This is a genomic window from Exiguobacterium sp. UBA1053 (genome assembly GCF_002316465.1).
Classification (GTDB): Bacteria; Bacillota; Bacilli; order Exiguobacteriales; family Exiguobacteriaceae; genus Exiguobacterium_A; species Exiguobacterium_A abrahamii.
The window spans coordinates 311,872-332,507 of record NZ_DCDO01000018.1 but is presented as its reverse complement, the minus strand read 5'-3'; the positions used below and the strand labels follow the sequence as shown (position 1 = coordinate 332,507).

Sequence of the window (20,636 nt, the reverse complement as noted above, 5' to 3'; positions counted from 1 at the left end):
ATTGAACTATCCGTCTTGTTTGCCGAGTTCATTGACTTCCCATTTGACTGCTCCTTTTGGATTGAACATGACGATGCGACTATTCCGGTAGCCGTCAGATACGGCGAACGAGCCGTCCTTGAAAACGGTGACGTCTGTCGGACGAGCGAACGTCTTTTCATCCAGCTGTAGCGGGATGCTTGGCAAGACGTTTCGGATACGCAGACCGACTTCCGTGAACGGACCATATGCGTTTCCGAACGTTTGCAAGACTTTGCCGGACGCATCGAGCTTGAAGACTTGGTTCAGACTGATGTCGGTAATCCAGATATTGTTTTGGTCATCGACTTCAAGACCGTGCGGTGACTTGAACAGACCGGCGCCTAACCGCTTCTTCACCTGCATCGTCTTTCCGTCGAGCACGATCAATGTCGGTTCTTTGATGTAGGTGTCATCGCCGTATAAATTACTACCCCGGTGTAAATAGTAGACGTCACCGTTCGGAGCAACAGCGACACCGCTTGCTTCGCCGGCAATCGAACGATCGCGCGTTTCAAGTGGCCAAGCGACCTGTCCTCGATACATCGTATCTTTTAGGATAGGTTGATAGTTGTCTTTCATGACGGGATCTGCGCCGCATCTCGACCAGGTAATACCCAGTACCGTGATGGTTGCTAATGTCCCTATAAAGAGCAGTCGTTTTTTCATACATTGTTCCTCCAGACGTGAATTCGTCCCCATATTATATCTAGATACTAAACGAGGACGAATCGTTCTATAGGAGGAGACAGCGGGTTACGGAAGCAGGATATTAAAATCAGGATGAAGGGGTAAAGAAGAGAGATATCATATGGAAGAAAGAAAGTGAGGCAAAAACATGAAGGCAGTCACCGTAACGGGGCATGGTGGGCTTGAGCAGCTCGCCTATATCGATCAAGAGACACCACAACCGAAACAAGGCGAGGTATTGATTGAAATCAAAGCTTGTGCCTTGAACAATACAGAAATTTGGATGCGGGAAGGCGCCTATGGTGCGGAGAGTGAATCCGGCTGGAAAGCAGAAGGGGTGCAGTTCCCCCGGATTCCCGGTTCAGACATTAGCGGACGGATTGTCGCGGTCGGAGACGGTGTCGCCGAGACGGAAATCGGGCGCGACGTCGTCTTGTTCCCGTTCACGGCAAGTGGAGAAATCGCTGATGAACAAAGTGCCGAGGACTTATCGTTCATCGGCTCCGAGTATGACGGCGGATACGCGGAGTATGTCTGCTGGCCGCTTGAACTCTGCTACGACATGCCGCTTGCTTCCTATACGGACAGTGCGGTCTTCTCGGTCAGTGGATTGACGGCGTGGCACATGGTCGAACAACTTGACTTACAAGAAGGACAGACGATACTCGTAACAGGTGCCAGTGGTGGTGTCGGCTCACTCAACGTCCAGATTGCGAAACGTGTCTTTGGCGCCCTTGTCATCGCACTTGTCGGTGACTTGAAGCTGACGGATCAATTGCAAAAACTCGGGGCGGACTTGGTCGTTTCCTACCGTGAGCCGGACTGGGATCAGCAGGTCATGCAAGAAGTCGGTCCGGTCGATGCGATTCTCGACGTCGTCGGCGATGCGGTGTTTAAACAAGGACTGGATCTGCTGAAGCGCGGCGGAACGTACTGTATTTCCGGATCGTCTGGGGGACAGGTGACGTCGCTCGATTTTCGGACGCTTTATTTGAAACATATCCGTCTACAAGGATCCGTCCTTGGCAATCGCCATGATTATGAGAAATTACTGGAGGCGGTTCGGACGCAGACGATTCAGCCCGTCATCGACCGGACGTTCCCGCTCGCTGAAGCGCGAGAAGCCCAAGCGTACTTTAAACAAGCTGGTAAATTCGGCAAGGTCGTCTTGCTACCATAAGAGAAACCGAACAAAACGAGCTATCCTCTTCCTGTGATGGAAAGGATAGCTCGTTTTCGTATCGTTAACGATTTGGCAAGATATAAAAAAATGTGACGGTCGAGCTGACAGGCTCCTCTTCCGTATAATCGATGAATTTCTCCTGTGATTCATGAATCGTATACCGGTTGCTCGGAAAGAGTTCCGTTACCCACGTCGGAACGTGTGAAGCGTGAGGGAACGACTGAATCCGCTCGAGTGGGAATGGGGTTCCGTCCGGATTCGTCGTGTGGACATGTAGTGCGTCTTGTGAAGCATCCTCGAGGACAATCGTTATGTAAAGCTGATGTTCAATCTGTTTTTCCGCTAGTTTTTGTTGCATGTCCTGCATAGCGCTCAATGCAATCCGAAGATGTGCTTTACGAATACGCAGACTCGCGTTGCCATGTCCATAAAAGTCAGGGTGCTCGTGCCAGTCGTTAAACCAAACGTCTGAATCAATATAGGCTGGAGAAGAAAAACTGTTGAATTCCAGTTCGAGATTTTTAAAGTAACGGCGTTTGCCGCGGAATTTTTTCATGAGCAATGTACCTTTCGTTAAAGGGATTTTTTATTTTTCATATGGGAAATAAGGCGAACACACTAAAAACGGGTAAATAAAAACCAATGACTTAAATGGTGTGACTCGTTTTTAAGTGACGAACTGATTGCGCGGACGTTCCCGGTGTCGTAATCGCCACCGCCTTGCTGCCACCGTCTATAACAGCATTGCGAATCAGAGCATGACCTACGCGCTCGGTGCAGATATCTGTTTCTGTACAACTGTAGTTTTATTTTGATCGCGACGTTGCTCGATGTCAAATAGCTCCTACGGACGGATCAAAGTTTACAACGAATCGATTATTTCCTGATCTCTGACTTGAATCAACTTGATCCTGACCAACTAGAGAAATTGTTCAATGAACGTGCGCCGTGATGACGGAACTGAGGAGAGAGCATGCTGGCGTTCTTTATTTTGATCCGAAATTTTTTTCATGTCATTCGTATCTTATTCAAGCAAGAAGAACAGAAGGCATTGATGATCATGGTCGGGGCACTTTTTTTGATTGGAACGGTCTTCTATCACAATGTCGAACAGTTCAGTATTCTGGACGCCTTTTATTTCTCCGTCATGACGATCGCAACGGTCGGATATGGGGATCTTGTCCCCCAAACAGCGTTCGGTAAATTGTTTTCGATTGTTTACGTCATGCTTGGCGTAGGTGTTCTCAGTGCCGTCATCGTAAACGTCAATATGGCATTAAAACAATATCACCGGGAGAAGAAAAAGGAGCAGAAATAAAACCGGATCTGATGTACTTCTTGCAATGATCCGCGGAGCAATCGTTGAGTTCTAAATAGAGAAACTTCTAACGAAGCATGATGGAAATCCTCTGTCATTATCCGATAAATAAATTTATGACTTATTACATTATTCGTTATTTGTCTTATAAATTGAATGAATCTATACTTTTTAAGAAGACCAAGCAAAAGGAGAAACCACATGATTGATTTTGAATGGTATCGCAGTTTCATTCACGTTTATCAACAACGTTCCGTCTCGGCAGCTGCCCGAATTCGTTTTTTGACGCAACCGGCGGTCAGTCAGCATATCGCGGCACTGGAAGCAGAACTAGAGACATCCTTGTTCATCCGTGCGCCACGGCAAATGATTCCGACGGACGCGGGAACAGCTCTCTATACACAAGTCGTCGGATTGATTGATCGGCTCGAGGAGTTATCACTTGAGATGAAGTACGAAGCAGGGGAACAATCTCGTCCGGTCTTGAAGTTCGGGGGACCGACGGAATTCGTCACGCATGGGATCGTACCGAAGCTACCGCTCGACGTCGCACAGTTCACGGTAGTCTTTGATTTGACGGTTCCCTTGTTGCAACGCTTGCTTGCGAATGAGCTCGACTTCATCATCGCAACGAAGCGGATCGATGAGCCGGGCGTCCAGTATGTCCCGATCGCTGACGAACGCTTTCATTTGATCGCCCCGATCGACTATGACGCTCCAGATACGGATCTTAAGGAATGGATGGACCGTCAGCGCTGGATCAGTTACGGACTCGAGCTGCCGATCATTCGTCGGTACTATCAGACGCAGTTCGGAGAACGACCGGGCATTCGTCCGGAAATGATCTTACCGAACGTTGATGCGATACTAAAAGTCATCGAAGCAGGACACGGGATCAGCGTCCTGCCTGATTATCTCGTCGAGACAGCGGTCAGTGCTGGACGGGTACAACGGATTGCACCGGAACGATTCGCGACGAATCAGTTATACGTCGCCTATCGAACGGACTCGCGTCATGATCCGGTTTTGCAACAGGTGATTAAGGCGTTAGGTTGAATTGTATGAAAAAAGTCCAATCCACAAGCAAGTGCTTGAGGATTGGACTTTTTTGTATGAAATATACATTACTTCGATACGTCATTTAAGAACGTCAATGCACGATCAGCGACGAGATGGACACTGTCTGCTCGATAGGCTTGATAGTGCGGTGAGGCGACATGCTGATCGAAGGCGTCTTGGTCACGCCATTGTTCATAAAAGTAGAAGACGTTCGGAGCATCGATAGCGCGATGTGCCTGATACGTCAGACACCCTGCTTCTGCACGCGAAGGGGCGATCACACCTTCGATGATGGAAGCGAGCTGTTCGCCTTGATTCGGATGCGCTTCGTTCCGGGCAATCAGTTGAATCATCGATAGAACCTCCTATGAAAAGAGATCCTTCATCCAAAGGATCCCTTGTTTCGATTAGTTAAGTGTATTGATGACGGCTTTTGCGACCGCAATCGTAGATTGTGGATTTTGACCCGTGACGAGGTTTCCGTCGACTTGGACGTTTTCCGTGAAGTTGTCAGCCGTGATGATGTTCGCACCAAGTTCACGAAGGCGTGTCTCAAGCAAGAATGGCATGTAGATATCAAGTCCTGTCGCGCGTTCTTCTTCGTCCGTAAATGTTGCGATCGTTTTTCCAGCGACGAGTGGTGTTCCGTCTGAGAGTGTCGCACTGACGAGTCCAGCTGGTCCGTGGCAGACCGCAGCGACCGTCTTGTTCGCTTCAAACAATGTCCGAAGGGCGTTGTTCAAAGCATCACTTTGTGGCAAGTCGAACATCGTACCGTGTCCACCTGGCATGAAGATTGCATCGAATGCCGAGAAATCCTGGATTGCTTTTAAATCAAGTGTCTCTTTCAAGAGTGGAGCTGTCGCTTGAATCTCAGCTGGGACTTCGTCTTCAAGGCTCCGAGCGTCGATTGGTGATTCGCCGCCGTTCGGGCTTGCGACCGTTACCGTATATCCTGCGTTTTTGAATTCGATGTAAGCTTCCGCAAACTCAGACAACCAAAGTCCTGTTGCGTGACCTTCCTTCATTTCTTTCGCGTTCGTGACGACCATTAAGATGTGTTTACTCATGATGTGTTCCTCCTTTTTCGTTTGCCGATTGGCTACGTGATTAGAATACGCCCGCTTGAATCAAAAAACAAATTAATAAAAGTGAGCTTATCGATAAATAAATTTATACCTAAAAATAAAAACTACTTCCACCATGACGGCGGAAGCAGTTTGAAAGATAGATTAACGTACGTCAGAAGAATAGTGAGCTAAAATCGAGTGACTTCGCACTGTCACGATGACACTAGCAAGACTTGTGACTGTTCCAAGGACAGCGACGATGATCGTCGAGGATCCGTTCGGAATCAAAAAGCCGACGGGAATCAGTCCGACGAAACTGAAGACGATCAAGGATTGATAGACGACATTGATGATCTTCAGGACAGGATGTTCGAAAAATGATAGGACGAGCGGTGGTAAGAATAAGAAGACAATTAGTCCAATCGCGATGTAAACCGATAACGGCTCTTCAAACGATATAGTGTTTCCAGTTGAGTGGCGTGCAGCGACAAGGGTAGCGACGATCGCGACGCATAAGGTCACACAAACGAACGTTAGCCGTTTTAACATATGAACTCCTCCTTTTTACTTTAATTCCATAATAAACCATTTTTCAAATGGAAGACAATCTTTTTCCGGACGTCCAGTAGTGACGAATCGCTTCGATGATGACGTCAGGACGATCCCAGTGTAATAGATGTCCTGTCTCGGGTACAAAATGGACCGTCGCTTGCGTCATCTCATGTAATCGGTTCGTCGCCTGCTGACGGATCGAAGCTTGATCCGTCGGTAACGTTGCGACGTACAACTGAATGTCCGCTGGTGGAACGTCCGGGAGGAAATCAAGAACATCCTCGTGGTGAAGCGCGCGTACGATCGCAGCAGCCGTCTCTCCTCGGGCATGCCAGTGGTATCGTCCTTCCTCCATCCGAAGGAGATCGACTCCGGCTTGATCAAGGGAGGGCGAGCGACGTGCATTCGGGGCATAAACGGCAACATCCAAAAATTCGTCCCATGTCGAAACGGAATCCTCGAAGTCTTGTTCATAAAAGGCGACTTCTTCCTCTACGGAAAGACCGTAAAGCCGTTTACTATGATAACCGCCGTCAATTAAAATCGTGCCGAGCACACAATCCGCATGTTCAATCAAATAATAAAGCGAGAGAACACTGCCCCACGAGTGCGACAAGGCATAGAACCGCTTGATATCAAGGATGTGTAAGACTTCGTCGATCCAGTCCGTAAAGGGTTTCATGCGATAGTGTAGGGGATCTAAGAAAGCTGGTGTTTGGCCGTGACCGGGTAAATCAATCGCAATCAGACGGAATTCGTCCGCGAGCGCTTCGGCGATTTCGATGAAGCTGAGACTCGTACTGCCGAGTCCATGAAAGCAGACAATCGTCGGAAGCTGTTCGTTTCCCCATTCCGTAATATGAACGGATGGTTGCTGACAGGTGATCGTATAACGTTTCATTTGCCGTCTCCTTTTTTCTTTTACTGTACCATGAGGAGAATGTTGGGAATTGAAAAATAAGGAAACTTTTTTTAAGGAGTTGCGTAGAGTAAGATAACATGTCATTTACATAGAGGAGAATTCACATGGAAACCATCATCACGATGCTCTTAACAGCCGTTACCTTATATGGACTCGGTGTCCTTGTCACGAAAGTAAAAGAACGCTTGCGTTAATCAAAATAAGTTCAAAGGAGTCCGTCATGTTTCCAATCGTAAAACAAGAATTCACGAGCAGCTTCAAAAGCATCAAAGCGATTCTATTGATTCTTTTTCTGACATTCACGTCCGTCTTCACAGCATCGTATTTGACGAGGCATCCGGAACTGCTTGCTGGCTTTAACCAACCGTCTGCTTATACTTCAAGCATTAAGTTCTTCATCCTGTTCTTCGGTTTTCTGTTCGTGGCTGCGTTATCACACGACATCATCAATCGTGAAATCGAGACGCGGACGATTCGTTTACTGGTCACGAAGACGTCGCGTCTGCGAATCGTTTTGGAGAAGTTTCTCGGATCGCTATTGTTCTGGTGCGCGACGCTTACGATCAATTTTCTGATTGTCTCGCTCTACGCGCAGCAATGGTTCTGGATCGATTATCTGACGGTTCTGATCGTCATCCTATACATCACGAGTTTCAACATTTTTTTATCTACGATGATTACAAAACCAGGTTTGACGATGTTCCTCGGTATTTTTCTCGGAATCGTCGTACCGATCATCGGTCTCTGGTCAGCGTTCTCGGAAAAATGGTATCTAATACCGTTTCAATACATCTTGCCATACCACGCTGTCATCATGTCTGGAACATTATTACTGTTACCTGTTTTATGGAGTGGATTGTTTTTGACGATCTCCTATCTCACGTTAAAGCGAAAGGATTTGTAACATGAAAGCGATTGAAGTAAAAGGGTTGAAGAAATCGTTCGGTGCAAAGGAAGTCATACGAGAAGTGAATTTGACGGTCGAACGAGGAGAAATCTTTGGTTTTTTAGGTCGTAATGGTGCTGGGAAATCGACGTTCATTCATATTATGACCGGAATCACACAAGCGACAGGCGGAACTGTCGCACTTCTCGGTGAACCCGCTGATCGACTGGATGCCATCAAACAACGGATCGGGGTCATGCCGGATACATCAAATCTGTATCATGATATGACGGCACGTGCGTTTCTTAACTACATGGCAGGATTATCCGGAGTTCGCATCACGAAGCAAGAAGTTAGAAGATTGCTTGAACAAGTCGGATTAAGCGGGACGGAGCGACAAGAAATCGGGAGCTTCTCGTTCGGGATGAAGAAAAAGATCAGTATCGCACAAGCGCTCACCGGAAATCCGGAATTACTCTTTTTAGATGAACCGACGTCCGGTCTTGATCCAGAATCGGCGATTGAGATCCAGCGATTGTTGCTTGCATTAAAAGCAGAAGGAAAAACGATCTTCTTAACCTCGCATAACTTGAATGAGATCGAAAAGATGTGTGACCGTGTCGCCATCATGGCTGAGGGAAGAATCGTCCGCTATGGAACCGTTGCGTCCTTACAAGAAGCAATGAGGCAGGAGATTCAAATCCGTATTCGGACTGTTCCGCGATTAGCGCCATCGCATCTGCCAGCATACGCTCGACTTTTGTCGCAAACCGATGACTGTACACGGCTTGATTTATCGACGGAAGAGGATATTCCAGAGTTACTCGTCATGCTTGCAAAACAAGACGTCAAAGTCTACGAGGTGCAGATCGAACGCCAATCGTTAGAAGAGATTTTCTTAGCGGTCTGACCGATCAACCTCTGATTCCGTCTCCGGAACATCTTCGAGTAAAAGACGACCCCCGTCATTCCACTGACCGTACATCTGATTCAGTTTCGTTTTTTCAATCAACGTCTGGAGACGTTTTTCATAGAGAGCGGGATCCTTACGTACACTTTGAATCGTATCGATCCGGATACGTCGATAAAGCTCCGGGAAGTCATTAAACTGTTCATAGACGATCGGGTCTTCTTGTATTCGCGCCTGGATGGAGTCATCGATGACGAATGCATCAGCATGCATGTCTGGTAGAACCTGTCGTCCGGATGGTTGCATCAAGCCGAGGCGTTCCAAGCGACGGACCCGTTCCTTGTTCAGTTCGGTCCAGTTACTGTTCTTTCGACGCGGGGTGAAGCGTTGCGCCAGTTCACCGTCTTCGGTCTTCTTTGCAATGCCATCAATCCAGCCGAAGCAAAGTGCCTCTTCGACGGCATCGAGATAAAGTAACCCGTCCCCGATTTGTTTTCGACTGAGAATCACCCAACAGAAGGACGCGTGATCCGCGTGGTTCTTCAGCCACTGTCGAAAGCCATCGCGATCGGTAAAGCGTAAGACATTCGTGATTTCCACGTTCGTTCCTCCATTTCAGATAGCAGTGCCCCCTCCACGTCACGCGAGGGGGCGTTTTTCGTATTCATCGCAACGGGTCATGATGAAAGACACAATTCCGCCCACTCTTTTTCGCTTGATAGAGAGCAGCGTCTGCCTGCTGGATCGTCTGCAGAAAATTATGGGTCTCAGATTGATGAGTTTGGCGAGACACTCCAATCGATAATGTCACTTGCAATGGTTCCGTCGCTGATAACTCATACGTCCGTTTGGCACTGGCTTCACAGATTTGTTCCGCGAGTCGACGCGTCTCCGGCAACGAATGCTCCGGCAACAGCATCATGAACTCTTCACCGCCGAATCGTCCGAGCACACAACTTGGGGGACAATACGATGCAAGCAAAGAGCTGATTTGCCGTAAAATATGATCGCCGCGGTCATGACCGTAAGTATCATTGACCTGTTTGAAATGATCGACATCGATGATCATGATTGAAAAATCCGTCTGTTGGGATTTGTACCGTTGGACGGTCTCTTCTAGGCGACGTCGATTATCGAGACCTGTCAACGTATCCGTCAAGGCGAGACGCCGATGCATCCGGACTTGAGTGAAGTGCCAGCGGACTTGATGCAAGATGCTGTGCAACAGGAGACCGGCACAGCCATTCCCGACGAGAAAGATCGTCATCGCGGTCATGTCATTCGGTTGAACATGTTGAACGTATGGTAAACAGAGAATGAGTGCAATCGTGAAGATTATCGGAAACGAGATGAATCGATCCGGTGCTTCATTTTGTAAGTACAAGACAACGATGCTGACGATCAGATACGTACCGATCAGCCAATAGGCATGAGCGGAATCAAAAACGAACGTTTGAAGGGAAGCGAAGACGAGGGTCGTGATGAAGCCGCTACTGATGCCTCCATAAATGAAAGCGATGACGATCAAGGTAATCGACAAATCGAAACGGAATCCCTCATAGGTGATGGCATTATGGATGACCCAGTAGCCGGCACCTGTCGCAAGAGTCAGTACTAACAGATTTTTCTTCAGCCAGCTGTCGAACGTGTTTCGAAACTGAAATCGTTTAAAAAAGAACAGGGAGATGAGCACGAAGAAAAAGGTCAGAGCGACGTTGAGGATAAGATAGTTCAGCGTATTCCACATATTCGTGTTCCTCTCAAATGAGTTCTGAAAAATAACTACAAAAAAATGTTTCAGTCAATGAATATTTATTCTTTATAGCCAACGATACCCTAAAGATGTATAAAAATATCTTGATTTCCGTATATTTTAAAAAAGATTAGATTTCTTCAACTAAGTCAATAATACTCGGAGATTTTTTCACGTGAAGACTCGATTAGATAATCAAGTGAGACGAAATTACGAATGAATGCATACGAGCCGATTTCCTCGATCGATACTCCTAATCTCTCTGCCTGTTGATTGCGGTCATCTTCTTGCGATTGCAGAATCTCGAAGCCTGCTGCTTGCATCCGCTCCCCATCGAATTCGAGCGTAACGACATCTCCATCCTGCCACTCATTTTTTAATTGATGAAAGTGAGTTTGATACGCTGCGCTTGGAGAATCGACTTCAAAGGCGATCCATCCTGTTGGTGCATCGATTTGGAATGTCGGTGACAATCCACCGCGCGTCACGATTGATTTCATGTGATGCCGATGTGTCATATGACGTAATAGCATGGTCAGACCACTCCTTTTTTTATCTATTATTACGCGACAGCGTCAGAATATCGAGAAAAATTTTCAAAAGAGATGGAAGACTCTTGGATTTTTCTGATATACTACGTTTTCAGAAAGCGTTTGCACAAAAAGGGGGAGAATATATGCAACCATATGCCGTCAAAGCAACAGGACTAACGAAACACTATCAAATCCTCCAACGGGAACCGGGACTACGCGGAGCAATCAAAGCGTTGTTTCACCGAACATTTCGGACGAAAGAGGCGGTCAAAGCGATTGATTTGACGATTGCACCAGGAGAACGGGTCGGCTATATCGGTTTTAACGGTGCCGGGAAATCAACGACGATCAAGATGCTCGCTGGAGTCTTACGTCCGGACGCGGGGAACGTCCGGGTATTCGGACTTGATCCACATGCCGACCGCGTCAAGAACGCATCGCAAATTGGAGCCGTCTTCGGTCAGCGGACACAACTGTTCTGGGACATTCCGGTCCAAGAATCGTTTGAGCTGTTGAAGGAAATCTATCAAGTACCGACGTCAGAGTTTGCCGAGACACTCGCGTGGTTTCGGGAGAAGCTTGATCTGACACCGCTTCTAGACGTACCGGTCCGACAACTATCGCTCGGACAAAAGATGCGATGTGAACTAGCCGCAGCCTTCCTGCATCGACCAAAAGTCGTCTATCTCGACGAACCAACGATCGGGCTTGATATCGAGATCAAGGAGACGATCCGTCATTTCATCCGCGAGATGAGTGATCGCTGGGGGACGACCGTCATCTTGACGACGCACGACATGCAGGATATCGAGGAAGTCTGTGACCGTGTGATCGTCCTCGACGACGGTAAAATCATCTATGACGATACGATCGATCAGTTAAAGGCATCGTTCAGTCACGAGCGGACACTTCGAATCACGCTCGAAGAACCGGTGCCGTTCGCTTTACCGACAGTGTTGATCAATCGTGTGATCATGTTTGAGACGGATGAACTAACATATGAGCTCGCCTTCGACGACCGAGAACTGTCAAGCGGTCAAGTCATCAAGGAAATCGTTTCGCTGTACGCCGTTCGGGACGTCTCCGTGTCCGTACCGAAGATGGAGACGTTAATCCGCAAGCTCTACCAAGCGGGGATCAGTGCATGAGAATCCGTAAATATACCGCGTTGATGCGGTCCCAAATCAAAGTTGATCTCGCCTACACAGCCTGGTACTGGGCAAGCATGTTTAGCGTGACGATGCGTCTGTTCATCCTCTATTTCTTCTGGCAAGCCGTGTATGCCAATAAGACCGATGTTTCCGGTATCTCGCTGTCAACGATGCTGACGTATGCGGTGCTTGCGACGATGATCGATCAGTTCCGCGGGGGTGCCGGACGCGATCTCGCCCGGATGATCAAACAAGGGGCGATCGCAATCGAGTTACTCCGTCCGTATCACTTGCTCGATAAGTTACTCGCCCAAGACATCGGCTCAAAAGTCTCGGTGTTGTTCCGCTCGATCCTACCACTCGTCCTCGTCTCGATTTTGTTCATCGGCGTGGATCGACCACAGTCATGGCTAGCTGGCATTGCCTTCGTCGGTAGCGTGATTTGTGCCGTGTTGCTCGCGACATTGATTGATCTGCTCGTCGGCATCTTTGCCTTCTATACCGTCAACATTTGGGGACTGTCCGTCTTACAGGACGCCATCATCACGATCATGTCCGGTGCGATCGTCCCGTTGACGCTGTTTCCGGACTGGTTTCAGACGATCAGTCTGTACTTACCGTTTGCTTCACTCGTCTACGTCCCGGTTGCGATCTATACGGGAGAAATTGGCGCAAGCGGTATCCTGCAGGCGTTACTGATTCAAATCGGCTGGTTGATCGGATTCTTCGTCATCTTGCGGATCACGTTCGCGCTCGCAATCCGGAAAGTGACGGTGTTCGGCGGATGAAACGATACATAAAACTCTACTGGTTGTATGCCAAAAGTCATTTTAAGGTCATGATGGAATATCGGATCGATTTCCTGATTGGTGTCTTGTCGGTCTTCGGTCAACAGTTCGCCTCACTATTTTTCCTGTCGGTCGTCTTTCAGCATATCGAGACGCTAAACGGTTGGGACTTTTATGAGATCCTATTCATTTACGGGATTGCCTTTTTAGGGCGAGCCTTACACCATATCTTCTTTGATAACTTGTGGACGATCGGCTGGCAGTACATCCGGACCGGGAATCTGGATCGGTTGTTGATGCGCCCGGTCAATCCACTGTTTCAAATCGTCGCCGAGCGCGTTCAGCAAGACGGGTTCGGTCAACTATTGATTGGCGGGGGGGTGCTCTATGTTGCTTCCGATCACCTCGACATGATCTGGAGCTTCGGTGATGTCTTGATGTTGATCGTACTTGTTCTTTCGAGCGGATTGCTCTATATCGCGATCAACCTGTTTTTTGCGACGTTCTCGTTCTGGATGGTCGACAGTTTACCGGTCGTCTCAGCGGTCTTCAGTCTGAGTGATTTCGCCCGTTATCCGATGACGATCTACTCGAAGGTGTTGATGTTCGTCTTGACCTACATCATCCCGTTCGGCTTTACTGCCTTTTATCCGGCGATGTATTTCTTTGACGGAAGAGGCTATGGTGTAATAGCAGTCGCGACACCACTCGTCGCGATCATCGCCTGTTTGATTGCTTATCGGTTCTGGTTGTTTGGACTGAAGGCATTCGCGAGTACGGGATCTTGAAATAAGAAGAACCTTGAAGTGTTGCGACGCTTCAAGGTTCTTTTTGTTTCTAATCAATTTAGATATGGATTTCTTTATGTAAAATATGAAACTTTTGTTATTAAATGACAGTATAAAATATTGAGACGTGAATCTGAGGGAGGGGTTACATTGAAAAAGGGATGGCTCGTATTACTGTGTTTGGTCTTGGTTACCTTATCGGGGTGTACCGTTTGGGAAAGGACAGAAAACTTCTTTTCACCGAACGACGAAACGATTAAAAACAAGACGATCAAGATTGGTCAAGAGGATCAGGTCAAGATTGTTCCGCTCTATACGCAATACAATCAGTACTTAGAAGAAGCGATGCAGACAGGAAACTCAGACGACAACACGAACAGTTACCTAAAACATGTCTTAGGTTACATCGATGAAATCGGTGAGCAACAGAATCTCGATCTAACATATATGAAAAGTTACTTTATGCTACAAGCAACTGAGTATAAAGAACAATTACTAAGTCGGACGAAAGAGCTGATGAAACAAGATACAGAGATCAAAAAAATCATTGAAAAAAGTTACACTGCTTCACATCGGGCATTACCAAAACAAACGAATACGATATTCATCGTGCCTGTTAACTCGAAATTCATGGAGCGTATGGATGTCATGGGAGGGGTCGCAGGATTGGCAACTAGAGATTGCTTCATGCTATTCCTTACCGCTGACTACGATAAGAAAATGTTGGAATATGCAGTAGCCCATGAATATCACCACACTGCTTTATATGATCGGATGAAGCTAGATACTTCCTTAGGAGAGGAAGCTAGTCCACTGATCCATTCACTCCTCCTTGAAGGGAAAGCGGATCAGTTCGCGAAACGCGTCGTTAAAGGTGTGACACCAGCTTGGGTCGAGCCATTAGAAGAAGAGACGAAACAACGTGTTCTACGTTTAATGAAAAATGGTGAGTTAACGCAAGATGATATCATGGACGGCAATAAGGAACAGGATGTACCTATGTGGAGTATGTACCGATTAGGTAAAGATATCATGGACGCATATCTTGAAAAACATCCTTCAGAATCGATAGCAGATTGGACGACTAAAGACGCGGAAACGATTTTAAAGGATTACAAGTATAAAAATGATCTACTTTGATTCAAAAAATAGACCCGTCAGCATAAAGAAGCTGATGGGCATATTTTTGTACTTTTGAAATTTTTCGAAATTAAGTCGAACGCTTTTGAACGATGGATGAACAGAAATAAAACGGCGAACGTGTTTTTTAGGAAATATCAGTTCGGGCGAGTGAACGGATAGCGTTTGACATGGCAGGGGAGACAGGATGAATCTGTTCGATGTAATCGAGGATCACTAGTGCAGCCGTTTTATTATGTGAATAGCCTGGCATCATCTCTGAGAATCGGTTGACCATTTCTGGGAAACGTTGCTCAATCCGACGTTCCGGAGCAAACGGATCAACAGATGTCGTTTCCTCTTTTTCAAATGAGGACAGAACGTGTAACAATTGACCAACGGCAAATTGTTGAATCAAACGGAAGGCTGATAATGTTTCGCCACGTGCTTCGCGACAGAGCCCGACATATAGATTCGTCAGTGCTTCATGGATGGCGTAATCGACGGATGGATGTTCGCTCGAACTGTTACGTGGTTGTGGGACTAAGCGTTCAAACGCGTCGAAGGAAGGATCGCACCACACGATACGACCAGCGGAAAATGCAATTTCAGAAAGTTCATCTAGTTCGAAGATGGCGAATTCGGCATAGATACCGTCGTCAAACATGACTTTATGTCCATCCTGCGTATTTTGAAATTGAAAATGTAGAGGGTATGTGTTTTCTAACCAGTCGAGTTGCTCGATGAATCGAGCCTTTTTACCGGGCTTTGCGATGACGAAAAAGTCTAAGTCCGAATAGTCATCGAGTCGTTCAAGTTCTTGACCGACAGAACCGAGTCCGAGCAGGACATGCGCATCATCTGTTTGTGCAAGCGTTTGCCCAATTGCGTCTAATCGTTCCAATAATACGTCTCTATGTGTCATCTCTGTTGCTCCCTCTTTATGGTGTTTAAATGTAAGAATTGCGGACACCTCATTAGGGAAGCGTCCGCGAGTGTCGGTAGGGCGATCAAAAATGATCGCTTTGCATCTTATGGAGCAATTGATCGAACGTCTCGTGGTCCTTTGATGTAAAGGCACGGAAATAGCGATCATCAATCTCTTCGATCTCTGGAGCTGAGGTCTGAATCAGCGCTGCACCATCTTCCGTCAAGAGAATCCGTTTTTCCCGGTTGATTCGTTTTCGGATGACGAGGTGTTCCGCCAGCAACTTCTTGACCGTTTGCGAAATGGCACCGCTTGAGAGTTCGAGCGTGCGTTCAAGTGATTTTTGTGTCGCACTCTCTTGATGATACAGGGTCATCAATAAATCGAATTGGGATTTTGAGAGCCCTTTTGGTTTCAGTACATCGTTGACTTCTTTCGAATAGCGAGAATGGATTCGCTGAATGGCGTTCCAGTGTTGCATTGAAGATTCGAATGTGAAGGTCATGATTTTTCCTCCTCTTCTGTCACGCAGGGTTGAGCTTATCGAAGAAACGGATTAATTCTTCCTGTTGTCGCGCAGTCAAAGCAGCGAATTGTTCTTGTTGAAAACGTTCGTAGGCGGGCAACACTTCTTGCAGAATGGCTGCTCCTTTTTCCGTCAATAGCAGATAGTTCGTCTTCCATTTGCGCTTGCGGGTGATGAGTTGCCGATCAAATAAACGTTTGATTCCGTGTGAAATCGTGCCATCGGTCACTTGGATCCGTTCCGCGATTTCCTTCTGGCTCGTGCATGAGGTCGTTTGTAGGCAACGCAATACTTCAAGATTCGTATGGGAGAGATCCCATTGTTTCAAGAAAGCATTAACGCGCTTGATTTGTTGATTATGATACGTCGAAATCGTATGCCAGCATGTCATGGGATATGTCTCTGTCATTGTTGTCATGGGGAACCTCTTAAATGTAGAATGTACTGCTGATGAATTACTTTTACCATACCATATTAAAAATATGTAGTGCTACTAGTTTGAACGCAAACCCATCACTTCCCATCATTGCCTAGGAACTGTACAAAAAAGACCTGAACGTGTCAGGTCGGTTCAGGAAGGAATCCCATTCGAAAGCGTGAGATAGGAATCCGTTAACTGGAATCCATATTTCGTAAAACAATGATCTGAGACGCGTCCTTGTAAGGTGATCGTCGCATAATCGCCACGAATCGCGTAATGAGTGTACTTTTTTTCAATATCATGAATCAATGACTCAAGTAACAGACCACGCTCGCCGAGTCCTTCCTCGCGAACGTTGATCTCAAGTAAACAGAATGTACCGTATTCGGTGAGGGACGTGCGCTCCGTTTGTTCATGAAGCACGGTTAAGAACGAACGTTTTGAGATGAGAGATCGACTATTAGGTGGCTCAAGAATCGTAACGTAATAACTGAGCGCTGGTGGGCGTAAATTACGCGTGACTTCGACGACTTGCCGCTGATTGTTGTACGCGAGACCAACGATTTGTTCTTGCGGATGATGCGGCACGGTCAGTCCTTCTTGCTCACAAACGGTTTGCCACTCGGCTTCTGGAATCCAGACAGCCTCTTCGGTTTTCGCTAAAGCTTTAAAGAACTTCACGTTGAACGGATGACCTCCTATAGGGTATGTAAAATGACTATTCCCATCATGCCTGATGGCTAGACAAAAAACGAGTTACAATCTGACGACAAATGATCTTCCTTTGCTATAAGTATACCGTGAAATTTCGTTTTGAAACAGACTACACCTGAATGAATCGACTGTCTATACTAAATGTATCCAGTCAGGAGGCGAGCGTATGAAACCAGTCGAAGGTCCGTTTTTCCATGGCACGAAAGCCACGTTGCGAATCGGTGACGAATTGAAACCAGGGCACGCGTCGAATTTTCGTCAACGACCGCTCCAGCACGTCTATTTCACAGCAACACTTGATGCAGCGAAGTGGGGCGCGGAGCTCGCACAATCTGACGCTCCGGAGCACATCTATCTCGTCGAACCACTCGGAGCGTATGAGGATGATCCGAACTTGACGAACAAACGGTTCCCAGGCAATCCGACCCGGTCGTATCGTTCGACTGAACCCGTGAAGATCATCGCTGAACTCGGAACGTGGGAACGGCATACGGATGAAGAGATTGAGACGATGAAAGCATCCCTGCAGCGGTTACGCGTAGAAGGGAAGGATACGATCATCGACTAAACGAACGGGGGAGAAGACTTGCCTGTATATGATTTTAAATCGATCCAACCAACGAACGTGAACGTCATTGATCAATTATTAGTTAATCACTTGCATGCCATCCGCCTGAATCAACAGGACGAGCGATTGATCACGATTCTGGAAGATCCATGCGTTCCACCTGTTGAAACGATCGTTGGAGTCTATTGTGTCTACCGGAAATCAATTCTCGACCTGTTGCAAGGCAGGATTTCCTCCATCGATTCGTTTGACTTTCAGAAAGTATTTGTGAAAGACAAACTCCTGACAGCAGAAGGTGTCGAAGGAGTGCTTGATATGGCGACATTCGTCGTCATCGCTTCAGAAGACACCACCTATATGTCTCACTACTTCATCGGCGGTGAGGCAGAGAAACTCAATTCGATACTAAATGTATGCTTTGGTCATCCGAATTTGATTGACGATCAATCGACGAAGCGTTGCATCAAACGCTTCGAGCAGGATGTTTTGATCGTTGCAAAGATGGGATTCATGAAATTGCTTCGAAATGAATAGAGAAACTAATTGAATGTAAGATAAGCACTACCACGTATTTTTTTGTCAGAATGTACTGCAAGGTGAAGATGGGATGGTACAATATGTAAAAAGGGGGCGTTTATATGTCTCGCTTCAAACAAGAAAAGAAACAACCGCTCGATCATCTACGCGATGGTGTTGATCAAGGTCTTGGTAGTGCCGTACCTCGTGGACAAAACGACGGAATGCGCGGACTTGAGATGCTTGCAGTCGTCGTAATCCTTGGTGGAGGATATTTGCTATACCAATGGTTTTTCTAAAGTAAGAAGCATCATCCTTTCGAGGACGATGCTTCTTTTTGTTCGATTTCATTGACGATATCATCAAGCGTGACATGAGCCAGCACCTTCTCAAGAGCAGATTGCGCAAGCTCGAAGATTGGCGTGACCGTCGATTGGATGTTTCGTCCGACCGGGCAGTCTGGATTCGGTGCCGCATGGACGCTGAACAATTCCTTGTCCGGGACGACAGCGACAGCGTGATAAACGTCAAGCAGCGTGATGCTAGACAATGGACGAGCAAGCCGTGCACCGGCAACACCCGGACGAACTTCGATCAAACTGGCTTTTTTGAGCATGCTCATGATTTTACGGATGACAACCGGATTCGTATTGACGCTGCCGGCAATCAAGTCGGATGTCATTTTCTCGTCGGTCGCAATCAACGATAGAATGTGGATACCGACGGAAAAACGTGTACTGATGGCCAACGGATGACCCCTCCTTCTTAACAACAGTGTTCTCTCATTATACGTCGTATTGTTCATTTGGCAAGAAACGGGGAATAGAGACAATAATGTTGACAAACACTTCAATTGTAACTATGTTGATTACATGTAATCGAAGTAGTTACATATCAAAAGGAGGAATCATCATGAACATTGGAGTTATCGGTGCAACAGGAAAAGCAGGGCAATTGATTCTACAAGAAGCAATCGAGCGCGGGCATGACGTCACAGCAATCGTCCGTAATGCGGCAAAAGTGACGGCTAACGTCACGATTCTCGAGCGCGATGTCCTCGCGCTGACGAAAGACGACTTGAACGGGTTTGACGCAATCGTCAATGCGTTTAACGCAGCACCCGGTGAGGAGACGAAACATATCGAAGTCGGGCGTCACTTGATCAATCTGTTAGCAGGTAGTACGACGCGCCTATTCGTTGTCGGTGGTGCTGGTAGTCTATTCGTTGACGAGAGTCACTCGACACGCGTCATGGAAACACCTGATTTCCCGGAAGCGTATTATCCGACAGCCTCGAACATGGGGAAAAATCTGATCGAACTACAAGGACAGCAAGACGTGACGTGGACGTATCTCAGCCCCGCTGGATTCTTTGATCCGAGCGGTAAACGAACAGGAACGTATTCGGTCGGCGGCGAGCAGATGATTCTAAATGCAAAAGGGGAGAGCTATATCAGTTACGCGGATTATGCCATTGCTGTAGTGGATGAGCTTGAGAACGGACAACACCTCAACGAGCGGTTTTCCGTCGTTGGTGAACAAGGATAACGTTGTCAGACCGACGTATCTAGTCGGTCTTTTTTGATGGGCGGAGTGAGAGATACAGCGGAGGACGGATGGTGAATCAGCGCAGTTTGCTTAAAATGAGAAAAGAAATAACAAAAGGAGCATACATTATGATACGACGATATTTTAGTATCATCAGTCTGTTAGCTGTCTTGATCGTCTGTACGACGTCAACGCAACCGTCTCGGTTCGAACGTTCTGAACCAATCGCGACAATTGAAGATCATTACGCAGGACAAATCAATTGGCCGAGTGACACCGATCCGTTGCTAGAGCTTCATGCCAAACCGTGATCTACATATGACCGATCAAAGCCCGTCTCCTTAAAGAAGACGGGCTTTTTGGTGACGTTAAATGACAGTCATTGCGCTCAAGAAGACGAAGAAGAACGTGATGCCGCTCGTCAAAATCAAAAAGGGAAGGACGATCAGTAATTCGAGATGCGGACGAAGACCGTAGTAAAGCAGAAAGAACAAAGTTAAACAGGCGGTCGTGATCGTCAACGCAAGAGAAGTCATCAAAAGATGAAGGGGTTCGAAAAACGGAAGGTGAGACGATCCTGTGATCGTATCGAAAGCTAAACCAAAGGACAGAAAAATGAGTAAATACAGAAGCGATTTTTGACGAAACATGTGGCATGTCTCCTTTTACTAAACG

Annotated in this window: 29 protein-coding genes; 14 read left to right on the top strand and 15 right to left on the bottom strand. The window is 47.0% G+C overall.

The genetic code is table 11. From position 1 onward, the window contains the following. Positions 1-6: 6 nt before the first annotated feature. Positions 7-687 (bottom strand): hypothetical protein, encoded by a 681-nt coding sequence (locus B3G15_RS15550; RefSeq protein ID WP_197499318.1) that lies wholly within the window; start codon positions 685-687, stop codon positions 7-9. A 169-nt stretch (positions 688-856) separates the two neighbouring features. Between B3G15_RS15550 and B3G15_RS15545 the strand changes: the two genes are divergently transcribed. Next, positions 857-1,888 (top strand): zinc-binding dehydrogenase, encoded by a 1,032-nt coding sequence (locus B3G15_RS15545; protein ID WP_069940566.1) that lies wholly within the window; start codon positions 857-859, stop codon positions 1,886-1,888. 64 nt (positions 1,889-1,952) lie between these two features. Here B3G15_RS15545 and B3G15_RS15540 read toward each other — a convergent pair whose 3' ends face one another. Beyond that, the gene (locus B3G15_RS15540; RefSeq protein ID WP_069940567.1) at positions 1,953-2,447 is read right to left on the bottom strand and encodes a hypothetical protein; all 495 of its coding nucleotides are present in this window, start codon (positions 2,445-2,447) and stop codon (positions 1,953-1,955) included. Positions 2,448-2,864: 417 nt separating this feature from the next. Here B3G15_RS15540 and B3G15_RS15535 point away from each other — a divergent pair, with 417 nt between their 5' ends. Both B3G15_RS15535 and B3G15_RS15530 read left to right on the top strand, forming a co-directional pair. Further along, a complete protein-coding gene (locus B3G15_RS15535) occupies positions 2,865-3,209 on the top strand; it encodes a potassium channel family protein (protein ID WP_069940568.1) in 345 nt (114 codons plus the stop codon). Positions 3,210-3,410: 201 nt separating this feature from the next. Beyond that, a complete protein-coding gene (locus B3G15_RS15530; protein ID WP_290722254.1) occupies positions 3,411-4,265 on the top strand; it encodes a LysR family transcriptional regulator in 855 nt (284 codons plus the stop codon). A 68-nt stretch (positions 4,266-4,333) separates the two neighbouring features. Here B3G15_RS15530 and B3G15_RS15525 read toward each other — a convergent pair whose 3' ends face one another. From B3G15_RS15525 to B3G15_RS15510, 4 genes are all read right to left on the bottom strand, one after another. Further along, complete coding sequence (locus tag B3G15_RS15525; RefSeq protein ID WP_290722252.1) at positions 4,334-4,621, bottom strand: putative quinol monooxygenase; 288 nt, start codon at positions 4,619-4,621, stop codon at positions 4,334-4,336. A gap of 54 nt (positions 4,622-4,675) precedes the next feature. Then, positions 4,676-5,338, bottom strand: a complete 663-nt coding sequence (locus B3G15_RS15520; RefSeq protein ID WP_290722250.1) for a type 1 glutamine amidotransferase domain-containing protein — start codon at positions 5,336-5,338, stop codon at positions 4,676-4,678. A gap of 162 nt (positions 5,339-5,500) precedes the next feature. Then, the gene (locus B3G15_RS15515) at positions 5,501-5,887 is read right to left on the bottom strand and encodes a hypothetical protein (protein ID WP_290722248.1); all 387 of its coding nucleotides are present in this window, start codon (positions 5,885-5,887) and stop codon (positions 5,501-5,503) included. Between the two features lie 43 nt (positions 5,888-5,930). Beyond that, complete coding sequence (locus tag B3G15_RS15510) at positions 5,931-6,791, bottom strand: alpha/beta fold hydrolase (protein WP_290722246.1); 861 nt, start codon at positions 6,789-6,791, stop codon at positions 5,931-5,933. A gap of 241 nt (positions 6,792-7,032) precedes the next feature. Here B3G15_RS15510 and B3G15_RS15505 point away from each other — a divergent pair, with 241 nt between their 5' ends. Both B3G15_RS15505 and B3G15_RS15500 read left to right on the top strand, forming a co-directional pair. Beyond that, a complete protein-coding gene (locus tag B3G15_RS15505; protein WP_290722244.1) occupies positions 7,033-7,716 on the top strand; it encodes an ABC transporter permease in 684 nt (227 codons plus the stop codon). Position 7,717: 1 nt separating this feature from the next. Next, the gene (locus B3G15_RS15500) at positions 7,718-8,608 is read left to right on the top strand and encodes an ABC transporter ATP-binding protein (protein WP_290722242.1); all 891 of its coding nucleotides are present in this window, start codon (positions 7,718-7,720) and stop codon (positions 8,606-8,608) included. Here B3G15_RS15500 and B3G15_RS15495 read toward each other — a convergent pair. The 3 genes from B3G15_RS15495 to B3G15_RS15485 all read right to left on the bottom strand — a co-directional run bounded on the left by B3G15_RS15495 (position 8,597) and on the right by B3G15_RS15485 (position 10,894). Continuing rightward, complete coding sequence (locus B3G15_RS15495) at positions 8,597-9,208, bottom strand: YdeI/OmpD-associated family protein (RefSeq protein ID WP_069940575.1); 612 nt, start codon at positions 9,206-9,208, stop codon at positions 8,597-8,599. The two genes, B3G15_RS15500 and B3G15_RS15495, sit on opposite strands and share 12 nt — an antisense overlap. A gap of 64 nt (positions 9,209-9,272) precedes the next feature. Next, positions 9,273-10,355: a diguanylate cyclase gene (locus B3G15_RS15490; RefSeq protein WP_290722240.1), complete on the bottom strand. Its 1,083-nt coding sequence runs from the start codon at positions 10,353-10,355 to the stop codon at positions 9,273-9,275. A 155-nt stretch (positions 10,356-10,510) separates the two neighbouring features. Next, entirely contained in the window at positions 10,511-10,894 is a 384-nt protein-coding gene (locus B3G15_RS15485) for a hypothetical protein (RefSeq protein ID WP_290722238.1), read from the bottom strand. 143 nt (positions 10,895-11,037) lie between these two features. Between B3G15_RS15485 and B3G15_RS15480 the strand changes: the two genes are divergently transcribed. The 4 genes from B3G15_RS15480 to B3G15_RS15465 all read left to right on the top strand — a co-directional run bounded on the left by B3G15_RS15480 (position 11,038) and on the right by B3G15_RS15465 (position 14,761). Next, positions 11,038-12,042 (top strand): ABC transporter ATP-binding protein, encoded by a 1,005-nt coding sequence (locus B3G15_RS15480; protein ID WP_290722237.1) that lies wholly within the window; start codon positions 11,038-11,040, stop codon positions 12,040-12,042. Beyond that, positions 12,039-12,833: an ABC transporter permease gene (locus B3G15_RS15475; protein ID WP_208796383.1), complete on the top strand. Its 795-nt coding sequence runs from the start codon at positions 12,039-12,041 to the stop codon at positions 12,831-12,833. The genes B3G15_RS15480 and B3G15_RS15475 overlap by 4 nt, the downstream gene beginning before the upstream one ends. Further along, positions 12,830-13,621 carry an ABC transporter permease gene (locus B3G15_RS15470; RefSeq protein ID WP_069940579.1) on the top strand — a complete coding sequence of 264 codons (792 nt, stop codon included), beginning with the start codon at positions 12,830-12,832 and terminating at the stop codon, positions 13,619-13,621. Before B3G15_RS15475 ends, B3G15_RS15470 begins: the two co-directional genes overlap by 4 nt. Before the next feature lie 150 nt (positions 13,622-13,771). Further along, positions 13,772-14,761, top strand: coding sequence for a DUF2268 domain-containing protein (locus B3G15_RS15465; RefSeq protein WP_290722235.1), 990 nt, complete (start codon positions 13,772-13,774; stop codon positions 14,759-14,761). A gap of 127 nt (positions 14,762-14,888) precedes the next feature. Here B3G15_RS15465 and B3G15_RS15460 read toward each other — a convergent pair whose 3' ends face one another. From B3G15_RS15460 to B3G15_RS15445, 4 genes are all read right to left on the bottom strand, one after another. Continuing rightward, a complete protein-coding gene (locus B3G15_RS15460) occupies positions 14,889-15,665 on the bottom strand; it encodes a hypothetical protein (protein ID WP_290722233.1) in 777 nt (258 codons plus the stop codon). Between the two features lie 85 nt (positions 15,666-15,750). Then, entirely contained in the window at positions 15,751-16,173 is a 423-nt protein-coding gene (locus B3G15_RS15455; RefSeq protein WP_023468160.1) for a MarR family winged helix-turn-helix transcriptional regulator, read from the bottom strand. Between the two features lie 19 nt (positions 16,174-16,192). Further along, positions 16,193-16,612: a MarR family winged helix-turn-helix transcriptional regulator gene (locus tag B3G15_RS15450; protein WP_133208694.1), complete on the bottom strand. Its 420-nt coding sequence runs from the start codon at positions 16,610-16,612 to the stop codon at positions 16,193-16,195. 153 nt (positions 16,613-16,765) lie between these two features. After that, complete coding sequence (locus B3G15_RS15445) at positions 16,766-17,296, bottom strand: hypothetical protein (protein WP_290722230.1); 531 nt, start codon at positions 17,294-17,296, stop codon at positions 16,766-16,768. Positions 17,297-17,495: 199 nt separating this feature from the next. Between B3G15_RS15445 and arr the strand changes: the two genes are divergently transcribed. From arr to B3G15_RS15430, 3 genes are all read left to right on the top strand, one after another. After that, on the top strand, positions 17,496-17,897 hold the full coding sequence (gene arr / locus B3G15_RS15440; RefSeq protein ID WP_290722229.1) for an NAD(+)--rifampin ADP-ribosyltransferase: 402 nt from the start codon (positions 17,496-17,498) through the stop codon (positions 17,895-17,897). Positions 17,898-17,915: 18 nt separating this feature from the next. Next, positions 17,916-18,431, top strand: a complete 516-nt coding sequence (locus B3G15_RS15435) for a hypothetical protein (RefSeq protein ID WP_290722227.1) — start codon at positions 17,916-17,918, stop codon at positions 18,429-18,431. A gap of 104 nt (positions 18,432-18,535) precedes the next feature. Beyond that, complete coding sequence (locus B3G15_RS15430) at positions 18,536-18,712, top strand: hypothetical protein (protein ID WP_156772505.1); 177 nt, start codon at positions 18,536-18,538, stop codon at positions 18,710-18,712. A gap of 11 nt (positions 18,713-18,723) precedes the next feature. Here B3G15_RS15430 and B3G15_RS15425 read toward each other — a convergent pair whose 3' ends face one another. Beyond that, positions 18,724-19,161: an Rrf2 family transcriptional regulator gene (locus tag B3G15_RS15425; protein ID WP_290722225.1), complete on the bottom strand. Its 438-nt coding sequence runs from the start codon at positions 19,159-19,161 to the stop codon at positions 18,724-18,726. A 164-nt stretch (positions 19,162-19,325) separates the two neighbouring features. Here B3G15_RS15425 and B3G15_RS15420 point away from each other — a divergent pair, with 164 nt between their 5' ends. Then, complete coding sequence (locus tag B3G15_RS15420; RefSeq protein WP_290722224.1) at positions 19,326-19,961, top strand: NAD(P)-dependent oxidoreductase; 636 nt, start codon at positions 19,326-19,328, stop codon at positions 19,959-19,961. 128 nt (positions 19,962-20,089) lie between these two features. Continuing rightward, positions 20,090-20,272 (top strand): hypothetical protein, encoded by a 183-nt coding sequence (locus tag B3G15_RS15415; RefSeq protein WP_290722223.1) that lies wholly within the window; start codon positions 20,090-20,092, stop codon positions 20,270-20,272. Between the two features lie 57 nt (positions 20,273-20,329). Here B3G15_RS15415 and B3G15_RS15410 read toward each other — a convergent pair whose 3' ends face one another. After that, the gene (locus B3G15_RS15410) at positions 20,330-20,611 is read right to left on the bottom strand and encodes a hypothetical protein (RefSeq protein ID WP_035408189.1); all 282 of its coding nucleotides are present in this window, start codon (positions 20,609-20,611) and stop codon (positions 20,330-20,332) included. Positions 20,612-20,636 lie beyond the last annotated feature (25 nt).